This window comes from Algoriphagus vanfongensis DSM 17529 (genome assembly GCF_000429465.1).
GTDB classification, from domain to species: Bacteria; Bacteroidota; Bacteroidia; order Cytophagales; family Cyclobacteriaceae; genus Algoriphagus; species Algoriphagus vanfongensis.
The window spans coordinates 146,259-169,195 of record NZ_AUBX01000018.1 but is presented as its reverse complement, the minus strand read 5'-3'; the positions used below and the strand labels follow the sequence as shown (position 1 = coordinate 169,195).

Sequence of the window (22,937 nt, the reverse complement as noted above, 5' to 3'; positions counted from 1 at the left end):
ACAACGTTCGGGCTAAAAGCCGTGGCGCATCGGGTTTCTATTCGTTCTAATTTTTCTAATCGTATAACTTGTTCTTGTGTGCCAACTGAACAACTTTCTCGCCATGGATTTTAGCTATTGTTGGGTGCTGGCCTTCTTTTCTTAATAAATGATGTTCCAACCACAATAGATAAAATTGCTAAGCCTAAGATGAAAAGGTCATTAATAGTACTTATTGACTCATTTGGAAAGATATACCTTCCAGGGTATTTCTCACTGTAATAAAAAACTTGTGTGTTTCCAACTTCAAAAATCCAACAATCACTATCAAATTCCATCTCAATTAGCTTCTTAGAAGATGTTTCGAATGTAACAAATCCAGTATTTTCACAATCATTTGATTTAACAACAGATTCTACCTTAACTCCATTTAACTTAATATCACGAATTTGATTCCTATCTATTAACAACTTGATGTTTTGAATAACTAACAAAACTCCAAAAAGTAGAAAAAACGAGCCTAAATATTTATTCATTCTGATAATCTATTTTTCATTGGCTTGCACCCAACACCTCGATAAACCCAAGTCCTAGCTTCCTATTGCGTTTATATCCGCATTGTCCACAGGTCTTTCAGAGGTGGTTGACACCAAATTAAGAATTTCGTCAATTCCGTCGAGTGGACTTTGAATATTTTTATTCGAAATTGAGAGGACGTGGGTATATACTTCAGTTGTCTTACTACTTTCGTGACCCAACAAAACCTGAACAAATCGCAAATTGGTGCCTTTTTGCAGTAAGTGAGTAGCAAAACTATGCCTTAAAGTATGTACCGTTGCCCAGGGATTTGCATTGCTTTTCTCCACCGCCCTTCTGAATACTGCCTGAATACTTGAGGCAGAATACTGTCCTCCCTCCTGTCCTTCAAATAGCCAATAGGATGGTTTATACGCCAAATAGTACTTTCTCAAAAGCGTCAGTACTATCGGAGACAATACCGATTTACGATCTTTTTTCCCTTTCGCTCCTTTAATAAAAATATAGCCTTGGTCAGAGTGAATATCCCTTACTCTCAATTTAATGGCTTCACTTATTCTCAATCCTGCACTATAAATTAACATCAAAACTGTCCTGTGTTTTAAATTTTCAACACTTGTCAATAGTGCCTTGATTTCTTCTTGACTCAAAATATTGGGCAACGTAATGCTCTTTTTGGGCCGCTGAATTTCATATACCGTCCGTTCTCTTCCAAGCACATGCTCGTAATAGGCTTTAATGGCATTGATCAAGGTATTTTGGGCACTTTCAGAAATCTTGTATTTTGAGATTTGATGGTAGACAAATGATTCAATTTCCTCCTTACTGAGTTCATTTATGCTTCTGGATTCAAAAAATGAAAGAAAAGGCTTCAAAGCAGAACAATAGCTTTTAATTGTAGACCTGCTAAATGCCTTTAAGGTAAGTTTCTGTTCTAATTCCACCAAAACCTCACAGGACGCCGCATTTAAGCGTTTTGTGGGAATCTCCAACTTCTTACTTGGTTCCTGAAAAACTACTTTCCCTTTGAATAAGTCCAGAAGAAGCATCCAATTCTGTTTTGAATTTACAATACTCCAAAGCCTTTGTTGAGGATGATAAAAACTAGTATTTAAGCTTTTGAATTGGCCCCTTTCAATTTTCATAGAAAAAGGAATTGAAACTTTGATTCTGGCTGCTTTTGGATGTGGTTTAAAGATGACAATAGAATTTTTCATACCCATTTTCTTTTGAACTCAAGGTTATGATTCAATTCCTCATTTATTCGGTAATTAATCGTTTGTTGTCGTTTGTTACCATTTGTTGTCGTTTGTTGTCGGATTGAAATCCTTTAGAGTTCATTGATTGTCCATCGAGTAATCCATATCATGGTTAACCCTTATTGAATTCTATATCCATTTAAATAGTCCCACTTACAATTGGACAAACAGTTCAGCACCCTGATTTCCAATAAAATTGACGTATTTATTAAGTCAATAAAACTGAATGTTTCATAGAAAAACTCCTTAAAAAAAAGTATCTTTAACTGTTAATATAAGCTCTTTCAAATATTGTATTAAAGCAGGTAAAATTGAACAAAATAAAGAAACGTAATTCGTGTAGTTGACTTTATTTTAAGCTGTATTTAATTGATTTTCAATCGTTTAAACACAGAGTTCATTCCCCCCACTCTCTGCCAAAAAGGCTTAGAAAGCCAAGGGGTTACTGAATCATAAATCAGTAACCCTTTTTATTTTCTAGGAATTTTATTCAGAATGTATTTTTCCTCGAGCGATAGAATTAACGCCCACTATATTTGATCGATGTTTTTCCTATGCTTCCATTAAAGGTGTACGGGGCTTCTTCGAAATAATCCAATGAAACAGGTGAATCACGATCGGTCCCAATATCAAATGTAGCATTGCTGGTAAAGTGTAGAGACATACCGTTAGGAACTCGTCCAGATGCCACTTCTTTTCCATCTACCCGGATAATGATATCCATAGGACCTCCTATTTTGTCTACAAGTTTGGATTCTACTTCGATTTTCCTGTTCCCAGCTGCTATGGCTTCAGATTGAATTTTAGTCCTCCGCACCATAAAAAGATTAAATTCATAATTCAGTTTGTTATCCTTGAAAAAACAAGTCACCCCTCCCCCCATTCCAGCGAGTGCATACAAAACTCCATTGGCATTTTCAGGGACATGAACTTCCATTTCCACCGAACTACTCACCTTGCCCAATTTTGGGGCTGTCGATTCAGGCATATTAGTTATTGGATGATTGAAAATCCACTCAGTACGATCAGGCGCAGGAGCATCTTCGGGATGATATAGTGCCGTCGACCAAAGACCTCCGCCAATCGGCAAATTTTTGTTTTTGGCTGACTCTGTCAGAAACAAGGCTTTCAATTCCTCTAGTTTCTCGGGGTATTCTGCAGACACATCATTGGCTTGCGACCAATCTTCCTCGATATGGTACAACTCCCATTGATCCGTCAAGGGAGACCATTCCCTGATCCCTTTGGGGATCCCTCCTACCCAAGGAGTTCGAGGCCCAGGGGCAGAAGCAAACCAGCCTTCATGATAAATGCCTCTGCTGGCCATGATATCAAAAAATTGGGTACTTCTTTGTCCTTCAGCATCAGAATCATTGAAAGAATAAGCCAAACTGACTCCGTCAATTGCATCCTGAGTGAATCCATTCACTACTTTCGGATATTGAATGTCCAGAAGTTCATAGATAGTAGGAACCAAATCAATACAGTGATGAAATTGGGATCTTGGTATTGGGTCTGCCTTAATTGATTTTGGCCATGACACAGCCATTGGATTTCGGGTACCTCCAAAATATGCTCCCTGCAATTTAGTTCCCTGATACGGTGTGCTTCCTGCCCAAGCCCAACCTGCATGGTACATATTGTCAGTGAGCTCAGAACCCAAAACATCCAGCCCTCCCAACTCATTTAATGCATCGATATGTTCTGAGATCTGAGTGGGAATTCCATTTTGAGCCAATTGTTCACTGATCGTCCCGTATAGACCTTCTGATGAGGAACCATTATCTCCCCAGATATAAAAAATAATGGTATTCTCAAGGTCACCCGCTGCTTCAATTTCATCGACTATCCGACCGACTTGAGTATCTGCGTGCTCGGTAAAGCCAGCAAAAACTTCCATCAAGCGACGTTGAAAAGGTTTTTCACTTTCCGGAATGGATTCCCACGAGGCCATAGTTTCTGCCCTCGGCGTGAGCTTGGCATCTTCCGGGATCCAACCTAATTTCTTCTGATTCTCAAAAACACGCGCTCGATAAGCATCCCAACCGTCGTCAAATTTCCCTTTATATTTATCCGCCCATTCCTTCATCACCTGATGAGGCCCATGAGAAGCACCTGGTGCCCAATAGACAAACCAGGGTTTATCTGGCGCATATGCTTTCTGCTCCCTGAGCCAAGTAATCGCATCATCAGCAATATCTTCGGATAAATGATAATGATCATTACCTCCCGAAGTCTCTGGATGATCCACAAATGTTGTATTGCGAACCATGGTTGGCTCAAACTGTGAAGCTTCTCCTGCAAGAAACCCATAAAAATATTCAAATCCATAGCCGGTAGGCCAATAATCAAAAGGTCCTTTGGAGGTAATCTGATCTTCAGGAGTGTTATGCCATTTTCCAAAGGCCGCCGTATTATAGCCATAGGCCTTTAGAACTTCTGCCATGGTAGCCGAACTCTTGGGAATAATTCCACTAAACCCGTCAAAGTCATTTGCGATGGCAGAAATTTGCCCATTCCCTACTCGGGTATGATTTCGACCGGTCAGAATCGCTGCTCTGGTGGGCGAGCACATGGCAGTCGTGTGAAAACGGTTGTAAGAAATACCGCTACCTGCTACACGGTCCAAGGTAGGAGTATGGATTTCCCCTCCATACGTCGTAGGTAATCCATTCCCCACATCATCTATCAAAATAACCAAAATATTTGGCGCGTCTTCTGGCAACCTACGTGGATCGACACGTTTTTGATATGTCGATGTTTCGATCGTCACACCGGGTTTGGAAGATGATGGCGTTGGAGGAAAGGGTAAAATTTGTTGAGCCGTCCCCACAATGGATGTGAAAAAAGCTAGTATAAGACTTGATACTTGAACAGTTCGTAAAATCACTTTTAGATGTTTTAAATGGACCTGTAACATTTGATATGATTAAATTCTATTAAAAATGAATTTCAATTAAACTACCACCATAACTCCAGCAAAAAACTGGAAGATTATTCATTCCTGATCTGGATCAACATATACCTGAAGAATACAAAATATTGGTTGTTGATCAGTCAAAAATGTTGGTCACCAGCAGTTGATTCCACTGACGAATAATTATTGCCTGAAATAGAATTATCCAATGTTTTTATAACAATAGAAAGATAAAACATTCCTTTTTTAGTAAAAAAAGAAAATCCTATTTTAGCATAAGACTTTTAAAGATTTACACTTTTATACCCATTTTCAATATGAAAAACATACCTACTTATTTCCTTGCTTCTTTAATAGGGGGATTCGCCCTGACCAGTTGTGATGATAGCAAATCAACTGAGAATACTGCGGAAACAGAAAGTCAAGCGATCCCGGTTACCGTTGATAATTTTGTTGAGGCTGAAACTGATCATTACTTCTCAGATTTGATGGAAGAAGTGCCGGTAAATACCTACAACCATCATCGAGAATACTCTGATATCGAGACCCAGGTGGTCATTCGTGAAAACCAGGATTGTTTATACAGCCATGCTGTGGTAGACTGCTCTGAAGGTGCTCTTTTGGTCAATCCCGAGTGGGACAAATACTCAGTCATTCAGGTTTTCGATGAAAACCAGTACACCTTTGCAGTGCTGTACCCAGGGGATAGTCTGTATATCACCCCTGACATGCTTACAAAAGGCAATTATGTTTGGCTAAACATCCGTACAGAGGTTAGGCCTGAAAATGAAGAAGGCTATGCCGATGCCCATGCGCATCAAGATGCCTATGTCATCAAAGCCAATTCTGCAAAGCCCTATCAAGCCAAAGGCTTTGAAAAAGCATCACTGGACAAGACCAGAGATTCCCTTTTATATGAATCACCAAAAGTTAGATCTTGGAGAGCTTTTGGGACTCCAGATGCAGTGACCAGAGAAGATTTTATTATTGCTGCTGCCGGAGGGTGGGCAGGATTACCAAAAGAGCATGCGATCTATTGGCCTAAAATCGTTCCTGAAGGAGAAGCGAAGAAAAGCAGTGTTTGCTCCAAAATCACCTTGCCAAAACCACCGTTGCAATACGATAAAGGAGGCTTTATGTCTGTCACTGCCTATGATGCCAGAGGATGGATAGCTACAGAAAAATACGCTCTCCGAGACCGAAACGCCGAACCCAACCCAGACGGATCGATTACTTTTTATTTCAACTGCCCCGATCAGGCAAATAACATAGAAACTGTGGATAACTGGTCCATGGTTATTCGCCTCTATGTACCGGAAACTCCTGAGCAAGTAATAGAATACGTTGAGAATCTTGATAAAAACGGAGTCAAAATAGAGGTAGTAGAATAAGCCCTAAATTATTTTATACTGATTTATCCATTATCCATTTCACAATGGATGTTTAAATAATTCTTTTAACCAGCATTCTGACTATTCAGACTGCAGAGAAAAATATAGAAATGAAAAAAACACTGATTTTTAGTTCACTTTTAGGTCTTTCAATTGGCGCTTTTGCGCAGCAGGGAGGCCAGGTGCTACAGCCTACAAAACCTTCTGAGGTACAATCTCCCATTCCAGGAGCACCACTCTCCAAAGAATATGTGCAGGCCGTCGGCCAGATGGCTTACATCTGGGGATGGCCCTTGGTCAATATGCATAACAGAGAAGCGGAAATAGGAGGTAAAACCCCCTACCCTGGATATCTGGGAGGGGTCTTGCCAGTAGCGCCAAGCAATCAAAATACAATGTTACACGACTACCTAGCTCCAGAGCAACGCTTCATTACGAGCCCCAATCAGGATGTGGTCTATGGACTTAGCTTTCTGAACTTTACTAAAGATCCAGCAGTCGTTGTACAGATTCCTGATTTTGGAGATCGCTTTTGGGTATACCAGATAGTCGATCAACGTAGCAATTCCTTTGCAACTGTGGGCAGCATGTATGGTACCAAGCCTGGTTTCTACATGTTTGTGGGCCCAGATTGGAAGGGAGAAAAACCAGCTGGAATTGAAGCGGTATACAAATCCCCGACCAATATTGGAGCGATTTTCCCCCGCGTATTCATGGATGATACCGAGGCGGACAAAGCCGCGGTTCAGCCACTCATCAATCAGATCAGAATCTATCCTCTGAGTGAGTTTACAGGAGAAATAAAAACAACAGATTGGAGCCAACTCAAGGACATTCCCAATCCAAATGCAGGAGGTGATGGAGAGACTGCTTGGGTAGTACCAGAAAAGTTTTTCGATCAGCTTCCAGTTGTTTTGGAGGAAGTTCCCGCCCTTCCGGGAGAGGAAGCCATGTATGCTTGGATCAGACAAGTACTCGATGCCGCCAAGGATAGTCCTGAGCTGAAGCAAGCTCTGGTGGATATTGCCGTGGAAACAGAAAAGAGCATTATTCAACCCATGTTTGAGTTCCGAAACAATGGTGTAGAGGCAGGAAACGGTTGGAGAACGCAGAAGAATGCGGCAGAGTTTGGCTATGGATACTTCCAGCGTACTGCTACTGCAAAAGGCAATATGTTCTCGAACATCCCTTTTGAGACCATGTATTTTGGGGCTGATTTTGATATGAACAAGGGTCGTCTGACAGGTGGAAATAAGTATGAAGTCACTTTCAAGAAGGATGAAATCCCTCCAGTCAATGGGTTCTGGTCTTTAACCTTATACAATGAACAGCACTTTTTCCATCCAAATGAAATCGATCGCTATTCCTTGGGTACCAAAAACAAAAGCCTCGTTTACAATGCGGATGGAAGCTTGACGATCTACGTGCAGCCAACTGCTCCCGAAGGTGACTTAAAAAACAACTGGCTTCCATCTCCGAGCGAAGGTGTGTTCTCTCTTTATATTAGAGCCTATGGACCGAAAAAGCCGATTTTCGAAGGAACATGGACTCCTCCTCAGATCAAAAAAGTCAATTAAAATCAGAAATTTCAGTACGGGGAATGAAGGTCATTCCCCGTACTTTTTCTGCTTAATTCTATGGACTGCCAATCACTTTTTACCAACAGGAATATAGGACGAGGGACAATGAATTTCCTTTGCGCATTCCTACTTTTCCTTGCAACAGATCTATTCGCTCAAAGTGACACCACCACGGTGGAAGAGATGGTCAAAAAAAGACAGGATCCAGTCAGTGGCCTACGAAGTGTTTTTTTGCAGGAAGTATTGCTTCCTGTAGCGGATGGTACTGCCAGTTCTTTTTCTATTCAGCCGGTGTGGCCATTTAAACTTGGAGAGAATCTGAAACTGATCACTTATACCATCATTCCCTTTCAGAAAATCCCTCCTTTGGAACCGGGCCTGACCAAGGAGTCCGGAATGGGAAATATTTTATTCAATGGTTATTTTTCTCCGACTCATACTCCTGGAAGATTTAGATGGGGTGTAGGACCTGCTATTCAGATACCCACTCGGACCAACCCCGCCTTGGGAAGTAATAAGGTCGCCATGGGCCCTTCAGCATTGCTTTATTACAGTGGTGATAAACTGAGCGGAGGAGTAGTCCTGCAAAATTATTGGTCTCTGGGTGGAACTGGAGTAAATGAGGTAAACTCCTTTAGCATGCAATACATTGCCTATTATAACCTGCCCAATGGCTGGTTTTTGGAAAGCAATAGCACTATTGTCGCCAATTGGCTACAAGAATCTGACAAATGGCTGATTCCTATCGGGGGTGGTCCAGGTAAAATGTTCAAAATGGGAGGATTATTCTATTGTGCAGCTGTACAGTGGTTTTACAATGCCGCTACCCCTGCCTATGTAGGAGATTGGGAAGGAGTATTTCAATTACAGGTGATATTTTAAGAATTGACTGTTAAATCAGCCTCCCTTTTTAGCAATTATAAAATCATCTCTCTGCATCAGTGTTTTTTTGATCTTGTAGGACCAGATTCCTGAGTTCCACAGGTTGTTTCCTTAATTCAAACATTTTTAAAACCGGATCATCGGAGATTATCATTTGTTTTTTCAATTCCTCTCTCAACAGCTCAATCTCATTTTGAAACTTAGGATCATCGATCAGGTTGTGTAATGCATTTGGATCATTTTCAAAATCATAAAACTCCTCTAAACTTCTATTAAGAAAAAAATCTACCCGACTCTTGATAAATGTATCCTGATCTGCAGATTCCTTCATCGCATTGAATGTAAGACCTTGCATCGATTCGTTGGCGAATTCATTATCACCAAGCACCCAAGGATTAAAAATATACCCGTATTTTCTAGTCTGCACCGCCCGCATTAAAAACCTTTTAAAACCTGAGGTCTCATAAAATTGCGTGAATACCAAACCTCTGTTCGCTTGAGAGTGACCTTTCAATAAGGAAAGAAAACTCTTCCCTGCCATTTTTTGTGAAGTTTCGATTTGGCCAACCTCTAGAAGTGTGGGCAGAAAATCAATCCCTGAGATAAAATGGATGGAATCCATGGATCCAGCTTTGATCTGACCCGGCCATTTGGCAATAAATGGAGTTTTAGTACTCTGGAGATAACAATTCGTTTTGGAATAAGGAAATGCCATGCCGTTATCTGAAACAAACAGGATCAAGGTGTTATTCTCCATATCATTTTCCCGAAGTGACTGCATCAGTTTCCCAATCATATCATCAAAGCGTTTCACCGAACTAAAGTATTGTGCGATTTCAGTTCGAACATCAGGCAGATCTGGCAAAAAGCCAGGAATACTAATTTCCTCTTCGGTATAGGTTTTAGAAGGTGAAGGATACGATTTTCCACTTTCAAAAAAAGCTCTGAATTCACCGGATTTCTCATTCCTGCTTCCTGCAAAAGGACGATGAGGATCCCTGGAATTTACCATAAAAAAGAAAGGTTTTTCTACTTCTTTCACATGCTCAAAAAATTCATTGCTGTATTCGTAATAAAGTTGAGGATCTCTCCCCATTCCTAAATCCTCAAGATCTTTAGCCAGATAAAACTGGCTGAGTTCGGAATCTCTCTTAGGCAAACTATGATTCAGTTTTCCGAGGATAGCTGTTTCATAACCACCATTTCGTAACAATTCAGTCAGTGTGAGTTGTGAGCCCTTGTAATGCTCAAATCCTTCAATTCCACTTTGATGTCCGTATTGCCCAGTCATCAGTGCACCTCGACTAGGCTGGCATACGGCCACGCTCATATGGGCATTGGTAAATCGTATACCTTCATTTGCCAACTGGTCCAGATTGGGAGTGATCTCATTTACGGGAGAACCAAAAGCACCGACAGAGTTGAAATTAAGATCGTCCGCAACAATCAACAGTATGTTGGGCCGACTTTGAGCTATGCTGAAATGAGTAAAAACTAGGAAAAAGAGAAACGAGCAGATAGAACGCTGGATGGAATTTATCATTTATTTAATCATATTTTAGAATAAACATCTAGACCACTAATTAACTGTATATAGCGATCAAATTGACCAAATCAGCAATCTCTTGTTTGATCTAAATGATGATTTTGTCTTGAAAAGCTTTCAAATCCAATTTGCAATCAGAATTATAAGCAACCATCCCGAAAAACCCTCAATCGTCGATTCAAAAAAAGGTTGTCTAGTACTACATTCCAGACAACCTCTTAAAAATATGGTCAAAACCAATTATCTCTAATTTATAACCCTTTCCAATTGAGTTTCCCCAAACACCATATTCGCTTGATGCTCTTCAATTAGCTTGGTAATACTTTCAATAACTTCTGGATTTTTTTCATAAAGATCAAAGCGTTCAGAAGGGTCAACCGCTAAGTTATAAAGTGAAGGTCTTTCAAGAACTTCTAATTTCTCAGGATAGCCCACAGGGTTGTTTTTGTAGAGGTATAATTTAAAATCTCCCTTTCTTACTGCAAACAAGTGATCACCATGATAATAGAACATACTTTGCCTAGGACTCTCTTTAGCATGCACAAATACAGAACTAATATCAAATCCATCATAGACCCTATCGTCTGGGACTGCAGTCCCCGAAAGTCCACAAAAAGTTGGCAGGAGGTCCAACGTACTTCCAATTTCAGTAATTACAGCAGGCTTCACATTTCCAGGCCCCCAGATAACAGTAGGAACCCTAACTCCACCTTCATAACTAGTACCCTTTCCTCCAAATAGACTACCACTACTTCCACCTTGTTCGTTAAAAATCAACCATGGCCCATTGTCAGAAGTAAACACAACATAAGTATTCTCATCTAAACCATTCTTTTTTAAAGCGTTTAGAATTTCTCCCACGCTCCAATCAATCTCCTCAATAATATCACCATAGAGTCCTCGCTCACTTGTACCCAAAAACTCCTCTCCAGCAAATAAGGGTACGTGAGGGAGAGAATGGGCCAAATAAAGAAAGAAAGGATCGTCTTTGTGTGAGTTTATAAACTTAACTGCTTCCTCTGTATATCTTTTGGTAATGGTATTTTGATCAGCTGGCCGTTCAATTATTTCTTCATTCCTCATGAGCGGAACATTGAAATTTTCAGTCTTAGAATCAGCAAAGTATTCCATATATGTTAGATCATTCACTCTATCCATATCATTGCTATAAGGAATGCCGAAGTAGTAATCAAACCCATGGCTAGTTGGTAAATACTGAGGCAAATGTCCCAAATGCCATTTTCCAATGGCCGCCGTCGCATAACCAGACTGCTTTAATAGTCGGGCAATGGTGTTTTCAGTTTGAGGTAATCCTCCATCTGAATCAGGAAACAACACCCGTCTTTTGTTACTATACATGCCTGTTCGAACCGGCAACCTTCCTGTCATTATAGCTGATCTGCTTGGTGTACAAACATTAGCTGCTACATAGAAGTTAGTCCACTTTTGGCCTTCCATTGCCATTTGGTCAATGTGAGGAGTCTTAATTGTAGGGTGTCCATAAACCCCTAGGTCACCATACCCTTGATCATCGGTAAAAATGATTATGAAATTCGGTTTTTGACTTTGGGCATTGAGGTTATTTGAAGCTCCTACTAAACTTATGAAAAGTAGGAAATAGAGGATTCTATTAAATAAATTTCTCATGTCTAATTATTCTTAGGTACCGAAACTGGTCTAGACCAAGGAACATTACTTCTCATTTGGAACAGTTGCATCCAGCCATCATGCAATCCTTAGTCACACAAGATACCTCTGTGCTATTTTGGTTTAAACTACACCAACAAATTAGCATGATCTATCTAAATTTTTCTTTTTTCTTAAAATATAGTCAGATCAATCCGAGACTGGCTTTCTCAAAAACTATCCAGACGATTTTGATCGAACTTGAAATTTAGGGTAAAAGCAATTTATCCTCAGGCAGAAAAAATCAGAGTATAAATTCTATTAACTAGAAGCGCTGAATCATATCAATCTCAACAGGTTTTCTAGGTACCCCCAACTGTTAGGACAAATCCCCTACAATTTCAAGCATGAAGCCAACTTCTGATAAATGGAAATCATGGCATTCAGTTCAGCGTCGAGCGAATTGGAAGTACTGGAGAGAACCCGAGTTTTCAGAGTCAATTGTAAGAGGTTTTTTTAGCTGGATTTCAGTAGGCCTCTTTCATCAATCCTAGCCGACAAGTACTGTTATTTTCTCTTAAACTCTTTCCGACGGAAAACTTCTTGATCAAACTCCTGATAGCTTTGCAAGGATGGCAAAGAAAATGCAAGGAATCAGCTAGCGTTTTCAAGTTATCAGCGATCAAGCTTAATCCATAAAAAAGATCATCAACGTGGCCAAACAGAACCTCAGAGCATTTTTTTCGCTTTTCATACTGCTCTGTGTGAATCAGATTCTTTTTGCCCAGAATGAGAATGACACCACTAAATCCTCCATCACTCAGAAAGCTTTGGAAAAAGGAATGGACCTGATTTCCAGATCAAACAGAGACTCTATTTTAGTGGAAAAAGCTGAAGAAAAATTCCTGCCTTATGAAGGTAAAATCATCCGGAATATAAATGTTGAGAATTTTGGCTTTGAATTTTCAATATATGGGGCAAAAAGCCCCATCATTCAAAAAGTGGGGAAAATAGGAAACAAGCTACATACCAATACCCGAGAAAAAACTATTCGGCAGCATCTTTTTATCAAACCCAATCACCTACTCAATCCATACAAATTGGGGGACAACGAACGATACCTACGAGATCAGTCCTTCATACTTGAAAGTAGAATCATAGTCACTCCTATCGAAGGGACAGACTCGGTAGATTTGACGGTAGTCACAAGAGATGTTTTTAGCTTTGGAGGCTCCATCGGAGGGACAATCCCTACTTCTCCCCTGCTCAAAGTCTATAATGCGAATTTGGACGGAAGAGGTCAGGGTTTTGAATTCAATTTACTCTATGACTTGGATCGCAAGCCAAAAACAGGCATTGCTCTGGCTTATACCAAAAGCAGCTTTTTGGGCAGTTTTGCGGATTTTACTGCCTATTTCACCCAACTAAACTCTGGAATCAGCGCCGGAGAAGAGAAGGAGCATGCTATTGGAATCAGTTTGGACCGGCCACTGGTGTCTCCCTATTCCAAATTTGCCGGTGGTGCTGGATGGAGTCAAAATTGGTCAAAAAATGTAGATTCCAGACCCGACTCCCTATTTCTGGATTATAAATACAATATTATGAATCTATGGACGGGCTACAATTTTGGTTCAAATAAGACCCTACAGGATAGAAGGAGAGAGTTCCTGGCCATCAGGGTATTTGATGGGTATTTCATCAATCAGCCGTCTCAGGAAGATGTAATCGATGAAAGCAGGTACAACGACAGCAAAGGAATACTGGCTGAATTCACAGTATATGAACAAGATTTTTTCAAAACCCAGTACGTCTATGGTTTTGGACGAACAGAAGATATTCCTTCAGGATATAATATCTCTACCACCTGGGGCTATACAACTACAATGGGCTATAGCCGCCCCTATGGAGACATTAACATCAACTATAAGAAAGCCTCCAGGAATGGGAGTTTCTATGAGTTGAATCTAAACGGAGCAAGCTACCTGAGAAAAGGAATCGAAGATGCGGTGCTTCAGGCAGGAGGCACTTATTACACTCAAGCATTTTCTCTGGGAAAGTACAAAATCAGAAATTCTGCAAGCTTGATCTATACCCATCTGTACAATCGTCTCACCAACGAATGGTTGACTATCAGAGGCAATTTAATTCCTGGCTTACGTGTGGAAGAGGTGGACGCAACGAAGAGAACTGCCTTTGGATTTGAATCCAGTCTATTTACTCCCTGGTCTTTACTTGGTTTTAGGATAGCTCCATTTACTTCCTACTATTGGGCCAAACTCAAATGTTTTACATGCGAAAACAAGAACCAGAATTTTCAGGGAATCAGTCTTGGTATGAGGATTAGAAATGAAAACTTAATATTTGGAACCATAGAATTGAAAAGCACTTTCATACCTACCGACGATGAAGGGGATTCCAAATTTGTATTTAGTTTGAGAAAGAACCTAAGGTTTAGAAAATCAGACGTCTTCGTGACCGAACCAAACCTGATCGTTTATAATTAATTGCTGAATGGACAATACTCTCTTAGAATCCTGATTTACCTTCAAAACTATTCCAATCATCAAAGGAGGGATTGATCAACAAAAACACGTACAACAATCTAAGCCGTCCAACTGAAGGTAACTCTCAGCAAATCACATTTTCAAACCACTCCAAAAACCCATTGAGTCGCCTTTTTTTAAAATCATAAGCGTACATATCTATGAATTGGTTGCGTACTCGTATCGACCCGCTTTTTGATCAACTTAGCACCAAGCTTTCCCATGTAACTTTGTTTCATTTTCAATTAGTACAATCTATCTATTGCAAGTGATCGGGAACTACTTCAAAAGTTTTTCGAGTAGAATAGTTTCTCCCCAGCCAGTCTGTAGCTCTTATTTCCAATTCGTGCATACCTAATGGCAAATCAGAAGGCATCCTTGTACTCCAGATATGTGAGGAAATCAAGGGAGTGGAAGGCCTAATACCCCAAGGCAATGTATCTGCATGATCCCATTCGTAATGAAGATCTAAAAGGAATTTATCATAATCAGGCTTGAATTCTAAAAGCTGCCATTCCCCGCCATCTATTCGAAACTCCAGTATATCCCTTGGACTTCCCTGAAAGAAGTTGACCGAGATCTCCCCCCTATACTTTTTGACCTGAGGCACAATTTTAGGGATATGAACACTCATCTTCCAATCATTATCCCCCGAAGGCACATATTCATAACTGTACTGGTTACCCTTAATAGTCAAAAAAGCATAACCCTTGGGAGTACCATCCCTCATGATGCTGGATGGTGTTCCATAGCTATCTTTTGGCCCCACATAAATAGATCCTGAAGTAGCTCCGGGATTGTAATGGTGATGAAATCCTTCATTAGGCCAGCCTTCTTCAGGGGTGAAAAAATGATGATTTTCCGAATGAGTATGACCTGAAAGAGAAAGAGTATAATGATATCCCTCTAGCAAAGCAAAAAGCTTCTCTCGGTCTCCTTCCCGAAACTGGTCTGGTCCGACTTCAAACTCATATATTGGAATATGAAATGCCAAGACAACCAATTTGTCCTTAGGGACATATTTCAAGTCATTTTCTACAAAGGCTAGTATATCCTCCCGGAAACCTCCTACATAACTACTCCTCCCATAAGGATCTGGAGTCACCACATCATCCAAAATGATAAAATGTGCATTTCCATAGTTCAAAGAGTAGCTGGCAGGACCAAAACTCGCCTCATAAGTTTCGTCAGTCAACTCATCCCGATCCCCCTTGTTCATATCATGGTTTCCCAAAAGATTGTACCAAGGGATTCCTATTTTAGCAGTATTGGAAATATAAACTGGATACAAATCCCGAGCGCCCAAGTCTCCTAGACTTAACCCAAAAACTGCCCCGTTACCTCCAATAAGTTCATCTACAATTGCTTTTTCAAAATATCCTGCATTGGTCAAATCATCTGCCTGCGGATCCCCAAAAAGCAATACAGAAAATGAATCAGACTCATCGGTCCGATACAAGGGAAAATTAACAGCAGATGGCAAGTCTCCAGTGGGAGCCACTCCCTTCTCTCCAGTTTCCGGCGAACCATTAGGCTTATGGATATAGTAAAACTCAGGTTGATTTTTCTCATTCAAAGACAAAGAAAAACCACTCGGCTTGATCACTGAGACGATCATATCCTCGCTTGCGGGCAAAGTGTATTTTCCTTCTCTATCAGTTAAAACAACCTGTACACCATTGGTCACTCCTATATCCACCAAGCCTATTTCGTCGCTATCCCTTTTGCCATTTTTATTTAGATCTTCAAATACGTAGCCGGATACAGTTGAAGGCGTTTGAGCGTGTGTAAGATGAGACAACTGCCATATAAAAAGTAGTAACAGGATGACAACTGATCTCTTATTATTTATTTCAAAAAACATGGGAGTGACTCTTAGTTAGTTTTATTGGTATATTTCCCATTGGGGAATCTTAATTCGGATGCTCGATCAAATGGCAGATGTTCCTCAATTCTGTTTACTCCTTCTTTTTGCTTGAACAAGTCAAAAGAATCGTAAAGCTCATCCGTGACAGTGTATGTGCGAAACTTCAGATGATCACCAACAATTGAAATCGTCTGATAAAGTTGGGTATTGACAGCAGCTCTTTCCATCCAGCGCTTTTCTTCATCAATCCCATACATTTTTGGTCCTGCAACCGATACCACGTAGACTGGACCAACTTCACCATTTTCTAAATCTGAGGTACCGGGTTGATTTCCTGATCTCCCATACATGTGGTCATGCCCTGTCAGTACCAAATCCACTTGATACTTTTCAAACAAGGGCTGCCATTGTTCCCGCAATTCGGGATAATCTCCATACCTCCCATCTCGAGCACTAAACAAGGGATGATGGAAGGAAATCACGATCCATTTTTGAGTTGTCGAAGCCAGAACCCCTTCCAACCACTCAGTCTGGGCGATCAGATATTGTTCGGAAGCTAATGCCTCCATACTATTCAGCACGACAAGACGCATGGCAGGGTAATCAAGGAAAAAAGATGTTTCCTCCAAACTAGCCAATCCATTTTTAGGCAAGCTAAATTGTGCTTTCCAATAGACTGATAAAGCTCTTTCTTCAGCGGTATCATTGATTTTTTCATATTCATGATTGCCCACCACAGGAACGACAGGAGTCGTCTCAGCTACTCTTCCCAAAGCATCAAACCATTCCTGCCATTGCTCTTTGTCATTTCCTTTGTCCACACAGTCTCCAGCGAACAATATAAAATCTGCATAAGGCATTTTGCTGTGAGCTGCCCAGACAGCCCGAGTTCCCCAAGAATAGATGTCATTTTGTATATCCCCCAAATACACAAAGTCCAAGGACTTGGATGATTGACCGTCATCTGCGGTTTTGAATTGAGTCCATGCGCTCCAACCACCAGAGTCCGACCCCACCCTGTAGCGATACTTTGTGCCCGGTTCCAATTCAGTCATATCAACAGAATGATAATAGTTTAAGCCGTAAGTATTATTTGAGACTTGTTCTGAATTGGCCGAAACCGTACTTACAGCATCTTCTCCATAAGGAGAGGCGGTAGCTTTGGCAAATTGTAGAAGTTGCTTCCCTGAAGCACCTCCAGTCTGCCAAGTCACAGCTTTGGTAGTAGTAGGATCAGCAAAGTCTGTCAAAATTATACACTTCGGTTTATCATCCTGAGCTTTACATACTAGAGTTGCAAATAGCCCAAAGAACAGCAATGTTCTAAATTTCAAATTCATATGTCGTAAATGAACAAGAGTGGCGATATTGCCACTCTTGATTCTCATTCATTTTTTTCCAAAAGAGTTTTTAAACACGATCAAACGCACCCATCCACAGTCACGTGGAAAGCTTACCTCTTTCCTTGTTTAATACCCCATTTTCGAAAATCAGACTATTGATTGGCACAACATCTTCGAAATTTAAAAGCCACTTTGCCACATTGCATCAGTTTGACACTTCAAGACCAGAAGATACAGTGACCGATCCCACTCAACTTCAGAATAAAACCCATTCTATGGAAGGGTTAGAAAATCGATTTTTGATGATACATTTTTCAAGCTCAGCAGCGACACCTTTCATCTTCTTAAGAATTTTTCCCTGCTGCATCTAGCTTCCTATTGATCTCAGAAATACCAATACCGATTTGCTGCAGTGTCAACGTTTCTTGAGGCAGCTCATCACTCATGAAGTATTCAAACTTCCAGATTTCACGAATCTCCTCAGCCGGCACTTTATATGGACTATAGATGGGATTGAGCGAGCGGAGCAAAAAACTCCTTTCCTCAGCCTGAAAGCTCAGCATCTTAAAACTGATTCCTTCACTTGCCGTCACCACCACACAGGGAGTCTCTTTGGCTAGCCGCCATTCGGTCAGATAGGAACCGATCACATACGATCCATCAGCGATGGGCAGCATACTGTCTCCCTCCGTTTGAAACATTCGATATTTCTTATCCTTCGGCAGATTGGGAAGTGAAAATACCGGAAGTGTACTCAGATATTCCGGATCTCCAAAGCCTCCCAGATATCCAGCCTTCGCCTTGATTGGCACTAGCTCTATGTTTTCCTCATTTTCCGAGCTGACAGTAGTCGCCAGAATCCGAACTTTCGAACCACTCAGAAACACATCATTCCCTGCCTCCAGATCACGGAGTTTGAGCTCACTCAGCTTGGAAAGATCTACCCGCAGCAGCGTATCCACACTCATCCGGAAATAATCCGCGCACAGCAGCAAATCCTCGATAGCCGGGGACTTGCTATGCCCATTTTCATGCGCATTCAGCTTGGCCCGAGTCATGCCAAGATTCTCCGCCAGCATGTCCTGACTCAATTTGCGTCGCTTTCTGAGAAATTTCAGATTGCCTGCCCAGAAAAAGTTTTGACTTCCCATTTTTATTTGATACAATTAATGACAATAAATTGATACTAATACTATCAAATATAGCAAGTAATCTGAGAAATGGAAAGGCATATCGTGCATTTGGATCTGGACACGTTTTTTGTGTCTGTGGAGCGGTTGAAAAACGAAGCGCTAAAAGGAAAACCCGTCATCATCGGTGGGAGCTCCGACCGTGGCGTGGTGGCTTCGTGCAGTTACGAAGCGCGGAAATTTGGCGTGCATTCCGCCATGCCCATGAAGCTGGCGCGGAGACTTTGCCCCTCGGCATTCTACGTCAAAGGAGATCATGACAGCTACAGCCAGCAGTCGCGCATTGTTACTCAAATAATCCAGGAACAGGTTCCCCTCATGGAGAAGGCTTCGATCGATGAGTTTTACATCGATATGACGGGAATGGACCGGTTTTTTGGCTGTGGAAAATTCACCAAAGAATTACGGGATAAGATTACCCGAGAGTCAGGTTTGCCGATTTCCTGTGCTTTGGCAGTGAACAAACTCGTGTCCAAAGTCGCCACGCATGACGCCAAACCCAACGGGCAGACTACGATTCCTTTTGGCACCGAAAAGCCCTATCTCGCTCCGCTTCCCATCCGAAGAATGCCGGGAATAGGTGAGAAAACTTCCGTGCTACTCGAGCGAATGGGCGTCGAAAACATCAAACTTCTCAGTGAAATCCCACCCCGGATGATGCAAAATCTATTGGGAAAATGGGGAATCGACCTTTCCCGAAAAGCCAACGGCATCGACGAATCACCCGTGATTCCCTACACCGAGCAGAAAAGCATCGGCACCGAAAACACCTTCGAGAGCGACACCATCGATATGGCTTTTCTCCATAGCCAGCTCGTACGGATGACGGAGAAAGTTGGCTTTGAACTGCGCCAAAAGCGCAAGCTCTGTGGCTGCATCACGGTGAAGCTCCGCTATGCCAATTTCGACACCGTCAGCCGTCAATGCATTATCTCTTACACCAGTTCGGATGAAGTGCTTTTAGAAAGAGCCAAAGAACTCTTTGCGAAGCTCTATGAAAAGCGAATGCTGGTACGGCTCATCGGGGTAAAAGTCAGTCATCTCGTGCAGGGACATCAGCAAATCGACCTTTTTCAGGACACCGAAGAAGGTGTAAGCCTGTATCAGGCGATTGACTGGATCAAAAACCGCTATGGCGAAAAAAGCCTCACCCGAGCCATCACCCTCACTCCCGCTTAAGATGTTTATCACTTGTAAAACCTGGTTCAGCTATCGATACGGCACCTTCAGCACGGAGGAACTGGTCAATACTGCCGCAGAACTTGGCTTGACTTCCCTTGGCCTCACCAATATCAACAGTACGGCAGATATGTGGGACTTTGTGGATTTCTGTAGGATAAAAAACATCAAACCCATCGCAGGTGCAGAGATTCGAAATAAGGACATTCTCTGCTATACTTTATTGGCAAAAAATGATGCCGGACTACTCGAAATCAACCGTTTTCTCTCCCAACATTTACAGGCCGAACAAACTTTTCCTGAGCGACCCGATTGCTTTTTAGAGGTTTTTATCATCTATCCTTGGGGGAGTTTTGCTGCGCAAAATCTAAAAAAGTACGAATTCATCGGTGTATTGGCCAGCGAGCTGAATCGTCTGAAAAGGCAGGAAGTGGAAGCGTTTCCCCAGAGATACATCATCCGACATCCCGTCACTTTCCAAAACAAGACCTATTTCAATGTGCACAGGCTACTTCGGGCCATTGGTAAGAATACCCTGATCAGCAAGTTGGGAGAGAAGGACTTTGCATCCCCAGATGAAATGTTTGTCCCGGAAGCTGAGCTCATGAGCGCTTTTCGCAATTACCCCGGGTTGATCACTAATACCCTTCAGCTGATTGACTCCTGCCATATCCAGACGGAGCTCCACAGCGACAAGAACAAGAAAAACTACAGTGCGAGCAAGGAAGATGATCGCCATCTGCTGGAAAAACTTGCCCTAGAGGGCTTGGCATATCGCTATGGAAGCAACCCAATAGCCAAAGCCCGGGTAGTCAAAGAACTGAAAATCATCAATGACCTGAATTTCAACGCCTATTTTCTGATCGTATGGGATGTGATCCGCTATGCACAAAGCCGGGGATTCTACTATGTAGGCCGGGGAAGCGGGGCCAATTCCATCGTCGCTTATTGCCTTAAAATAACGGATGTAGATCCGATCAAACTCGATTTGTATTTCGAGCGGTTCCTAAATCCAAACCGAACCTCCCCGCCGGATTTTGACATAGATTTTTCCTGGAAAGACCGAGATGAGGTCATTGATTATGTCTTCAGGCGCTATGGCAAAGAGCATGTCTCCCTGTTGGGAATGTACAGCACCTTTCAGCGGAGAGCGATCATCCGGGAACTGGGAAAAGTCTTTGGCCTACCCAAGGAAGAAATCGACCAGCTCGTGCGAAGTAAAGACCAGCCGATGAATGAGGATAAAATCCAGCGGACGATTCTGAAATACGGACAGCTCCTGGAGAATTTCCCGAATCACCTTTCCATCCACCCCGGTGGAATGCTGATTTCCGAAAAGCCCATCTATCAATACACCGTCAATGAACTGCCTCCGAAAGGATTTTGCACCGCACAAATTGATATGTTTTTGGCAGAAAAAATAGGCCTGTTCAAGCTAGATATCCTCAGCCAGCGCGGCCTTGGCCATATCAAAGAAACTATCGCTCTGGTGAAGCGGAATCGGGGAATAGACATTGACATCCATCAGGTGGAGCAGTTTATGAGCGACCCGAAAGTCGCCGAGCAGATCCGAAAGGCGGACACGATCGGCTGCTTTTACATCGAGAGCCCGGCCATGCGGCAACTCCTCACCAAACTCAAATGCGACGATTACCTGACGCTGGTCGCAGCGAGTTCTATTATCCGACCGGGAGTGGCACAGTCGGGCATGATGAAGCAGTATATTGAGCGATTTCACGATCCGGAAAAAATCGTCTACCTCCATCCCAAAATGAAGGAATTGCTCGAGGAAACCTACGGAGTCATGGTCTATCAGGAAGATGTGATCAAAGTTGCCCATCACTTTGCCGGACTGGATATGGGCGAGGCGGATATTCTGCGCAGGGCCATGTCCGGCAAGTACCGATCCCATAATCGCTTCAATGAGATCCGGGAAAAGTATTTTGCCAACTGTAAGAAACTGGGGCATGAGGACAGCGTCGCAGCGGAGGTTTGGAGGCAAATGGAATCCTTTGGCGGTTATTCCTTTTCGAAGGCTCACTCGGCATCTTTTGCCGTGGAAAGCTACCAGAGCCTGTACCTCAAGACCTATTTCCCCATGGAGTTTATGGTCGCGGTGATCAATAATTTCGGAGGATTCTATGGCACCGAGTTCTATTTCCACGAGCTCAAACGCACCGGAGCGAAGGTGAATCCACCATGTGTCAATCGCAGTGAGTACCTCACCCATATCCAAGGTGATGAGGTTTTCGTAGGACTGATCCATGTGCAGCAACTGGAAGCTAAGCTCTGCTCGCTGATCTTGGAAGAGCGGGAAAAGAACGGAGCTTATCTCAATTTAGAAGATTTCATCGAGCGCACACATGCCGGCCCGGAGCAATTGAACATTCTGATCAGTGTGGGGGCTTTCGGGTTTACGGGTTTGGGGAAAAAGAAACTGCTGTGGAAAGCCAACTTTGCCCAAAAGCATCTCACGTCTATTCCCGATTCTCCGGCACTTTTCAAAGAACCTCCCATGGACTTTACTCTACCAGACTTCCCTGATTACCCACTTGAAGATGCGCTGGACGAGATCAATCTCTTAGGTTTTGCTCTTTCGGACATGTTTCGGCTCTGTGCCCATGATGGCAGAGGCACGGTCATGGCAGACCAACTGGTCCATTTGCTAGGGAAAAATGTGGAAGTTCTCGGCCAGCTGGTTGTGACCAAAGACGTGCGAACCATCCATAAGGAGCACATGGCTTTCGGGACTTTTCTGGATCCCAAAGGCGACTGGCTGGATACGGTGCATTTTCCACCTTCGCTGAAGCGCTTCCCTTTTCAGGGCAAGGGCTTTTATAAAATACGCGGCAAAGTGGTAGAAGACTTCGGCACCTACGCAGTCGATGTCCAAGCTATGTGGAAAGTGGGTCTGAAGGATAAAAAGTCAGTATCTCCAAGTGCTTCCTATTCCAACACATTCGTATAAAACCTTGAAAACCAACACCTATGAATACTTTATGATTATCTCACCAAGTGAGAAAATTTGTGAGCTGATCATACCATACAAAAAGCACTTTGCGAAAAAATATGGCTGTACAATGGCCGATATTTTTTAA

Annotated in this window: 14 protein-coding genes; 6 read left to right on the top strand and 8 right to left on the bottom strand. The window is 42.3% G+C overall.

Annotation, left to right across the window (positions count from 1 at the left end):
* Positions 1 to 110: 110 nt before the first annotated feature.
* The 3 genes from G460_RS0118920 to G460_RS0118910 all read right to left on the bottom strand — a co-directional run bounded on the left by G460_RS0118920 (position 111) and on the right by G460_RS0118910 (position 4,548).
* Positions 111 to 515, bottom strand: coding sequence for a hypothetical protein (locus G460_RS0118920; protein WP_026953540.1), 405 nt, complete (start codon positions 513 to 515; stop codon positions 111 to 113).
* Positions 516 to 569: 54 nt separating this feature from the next.
* Positions 570 to 1,733 (bottom strand): tyrosine-type recombinase/integrase, encoded by a 1,164-nt coding sequence (locus tag G460_RS22230; RefSeq protein ID WP_084421441.1) that lies wholly within the window; start codon positions 1,731 to 1,733, stop codon positions 570 to 572.
* 562 nt (positions 1,734 to 2,295) lie between these two features.
* Positions 2,296 to 4,548: an arylsulfatase gene (locus tag G460_RS0118910; RefSeq protein ID WP_245578758.1), complete on the bottom strand. Its 2,253-nt coding sequence runs from the start codon at positions 4,546 to 4,548 to the stop codon at positions 2,296 to 2,298.
* A gap of 461 nt (positions 4,549 to 5,009) precedes the next feature.
* On the opposite strand from G460_RS0118910, the gene G460_RS0118905 reads away from it, so the two are divergent.
* The 3 genes from G460_RS0118905 to G460_RS0118895 all read left to right on the top strand — a co-directional run bounded on the left by G460_RS0118905 (position 5,010) and on the right by G460_RS0118895 (position 8,545).
* A complete protein-coding gene (locus G460_RS0118905; protein WP_026956817.1) occupies positions 5,010 to 6,083 on the top strand; it encodes a DUF1254 domain-containing protein in 1,074 nt (357 codons plus the stop codon).
* A gap of 110 nt (positions 6,084 to 6,193) precedes the next feature.
* A complete protein-coding gene (locus G460_RS0118900; protein WP_026956816.1) occupies positions 6,194 to 7,660 on the top strand; it encodes a DUF1254 domain-containing protein in 1,467 nt (488 codons plus the stop codon).
* A 60-nt stretch (positions 7,661 to 7,720) separates the two neighbouring features.
* The gene (locus G460_RS0118895; protein WP_157366968.1) at positions 7,721 to 8,545 is read left to right on the top strand and encodes a hypothetical protein; all 825 of its coding nucleotides are present in this window, start codon (positions 7,721 to 7,723) and stop codon (positions 8,543 to 8,545) included.
* A gap of 43 nt (positions 8,546 to 8,588) precedes the next feature.
* On the opposite strand, the gene G460_RS22225 is transcribed toward G460_RS0118895, so the two are convergent.
* Entirely contained in the window at positions 8,589 to 10,088 is a 1,500-nt protein-coding gene (locus G460_RS22225) for a sulfatase family protein (protein ID WP_084421420.1), read from the bottom strand.
* A gap of 249 nt (positions 10,089 to 10,337) precedes the next feature.
* On the bottom strand, positions 10,338 to 11,738 hold the full coding sequence (locus G460_RS0118885) for a sulfatase family protein (protein ID WP_026956814.1): 1,401 nt from the start codon (positions 11,736 to 11,738) through the stop codon (positions 10,338 to 10,340).
* A 743-nt stretch (positions 11,739 to 12,481) separates the two neighbouring features.
* On the opposite strand from G460_RS0118885, the gene G460_RS0118875 reads away from it, so the two are divergent.
* Entirely contained in the window at positions 12,482 to 14,221 is a 1,740-nt protein-coding gene (locus G460_RS0118875) for a BamA/TamA family outer membrane protein (RefSeq protein ID WP_026956813.1), read from the top strand.
* A gap of 298 nt (positions 14,222 to 14,519) precedes the next feature.
* Here G460_RS0118875 and G460_RS0118870 read toward each other — a convergent pair whose 3' ends face one another.
* From G460_RS0118870 to G460_RS0118855, 3 genes are all read right to left on the bottom strand, one after another.
* Positions 14,520 to 16,124, bottom strand: a complete 1,605-nt coding sequence (locus G460_RS0118870) for a calcineurin-like phosphoesterase C-terminal domain-containing protein (RefSeq protein WP_026956812.1) — start codon at positions 16,122 to 16,124, stop codon at positions 14,520 to 14,522.
* An 11-nt stretch (positions 16,125 to 16,135) separates the two neighbouring features.
* Complete coding sequence (locus tag G460_RS22220) at positions 16,136 to 17,377, bottom strand: purple acid phosphatase family protein (protein ID WP_169817534.1); 1,242 nt, start codon at positions 17,375 to 17,377, stop codon at positions 16,136 to 16,138.
* A 437-nt stretch (positions 17,378 to 17,814) separates the two neighbouring features.
* Positions 17,815 to 18,621, bottom strand: a complete 807-nt coding sequence (locus tag G460_RS0118855) for an XRE family transcriptional regulator (RefSeq protein ID WP_026956811.1) — start codon at positions 18,619 to 18,621, stop codon at positions 17,815 to 17,817.
* 69 nt (positions 18,622 to 18,690) lie between these two features.
* On the opposite strand from G460_RS0118855, the gene dinB reads away from it, so the two are divergent.
* A complete protein-coding gene (dinB, locus tag G460_RS0118850; protein ID WP_026956810.1) occupies positions 18,691 to 19,839 on the top strand; it encodes a DNA polymerase IV in 1,149 nt (382 codons plus the stop codon).
* On the top strand, positions 19,793 to 22,807 hold the full coding sequence (locus tag G460_RS22215; protein ID WP_245578757.1) for a DNA polymerase III subunit alpha: 3,015 nt from the start codon (positions 19,793 to 19,795) through the stop codon (positions 22,805 to 22,807). The genes dinB and G460_RS22215 overlap by 47 nt, the downstream gene beginning before the upstream one ends.
* Positions 22,808 to 22,937: the final 130 nt, after the last annotated feature.

Excerpts from the sequence above, each read along its gene's own strand:
- G460_RS0118920 (WP_026953540.1), bottom strand. The coding sequence starts at position 515 with ATGAATAAATATTTAGGCTCGTTTTTTCTACTTTTTGGAGTTTTGTTA.
- G460_RS22230 (WP_084421441.1), bottom strand. The coding sequence starts at position 1,733 with ATGAAAAATTCTATTGTCATCTTTAAACCACATCCAAAAGCAGCCAGA.
- G460_RS0118905 (WP_026956817.1), top strand. The coding sequence starts at position 5,010 with ATGAAAAACATACCTACTTATTTCCTTGCTTCTTTAATAGGGGGATTC.
- G460_RS0118900 (WP_026956816.1), top strand. The coding sequence starts at position 6,194 with ATGAAAAAAACACTGATTTTTAGTTCACTTTTAGGTCTTTCAATTGGC.
- G460_RS0118895 (WP_157366968.1), top strand. The coding sequence starts at position 7,721 with ATGGACTGCCAATCACTTTTTACCAACAGGAATATAGGACGAGGGACA.
- G460_RS22225 (WP_084421420.1), bottom strand. The coding sequence starts at position 10,088 with ATGATAAATTCCATCCAGCGTTCTATCTGCTCGTTTCTCTTTTTCCTA.
- G460_RS0118885 (WP_026956814.1), bottom strand. The coding sequence starts at position 11,738 with ATGAGAAATTTATTTAATAGAATCCTCTATTTCCTACTTTTCATAAGT.
- G460_RS0118870 (WP_026956812.1), bottom strand. The coding sequence starts at position 16,124 with ATGTTTTTTGAAATAAATAATAAGAGATCAGTTGTCATCCTGTTACTA.
- G460_RS0118855 (WP_026956811.1), bottom strand. The coding sequence starts at position 18,621 with ATGGGAAGTCAAAACTTTTTCTGGGCAGGCAATCTGAAATTTCTCAGA.
- dinB (WP_026956810.1), top strand. The coding sequence starts at position 18,691 with ATGGAAAGGCATATCGTGCATTTGGATCTGGACACGTTTTTTGTGTCT.
- G460_RS22215 (WP_245578757.1), top strand. The coding sequence starts at position 19,793 with ATGGCGAAAAAAGCCTCACCCGAGCCATCACCCTCACTCCCGCTTAAG.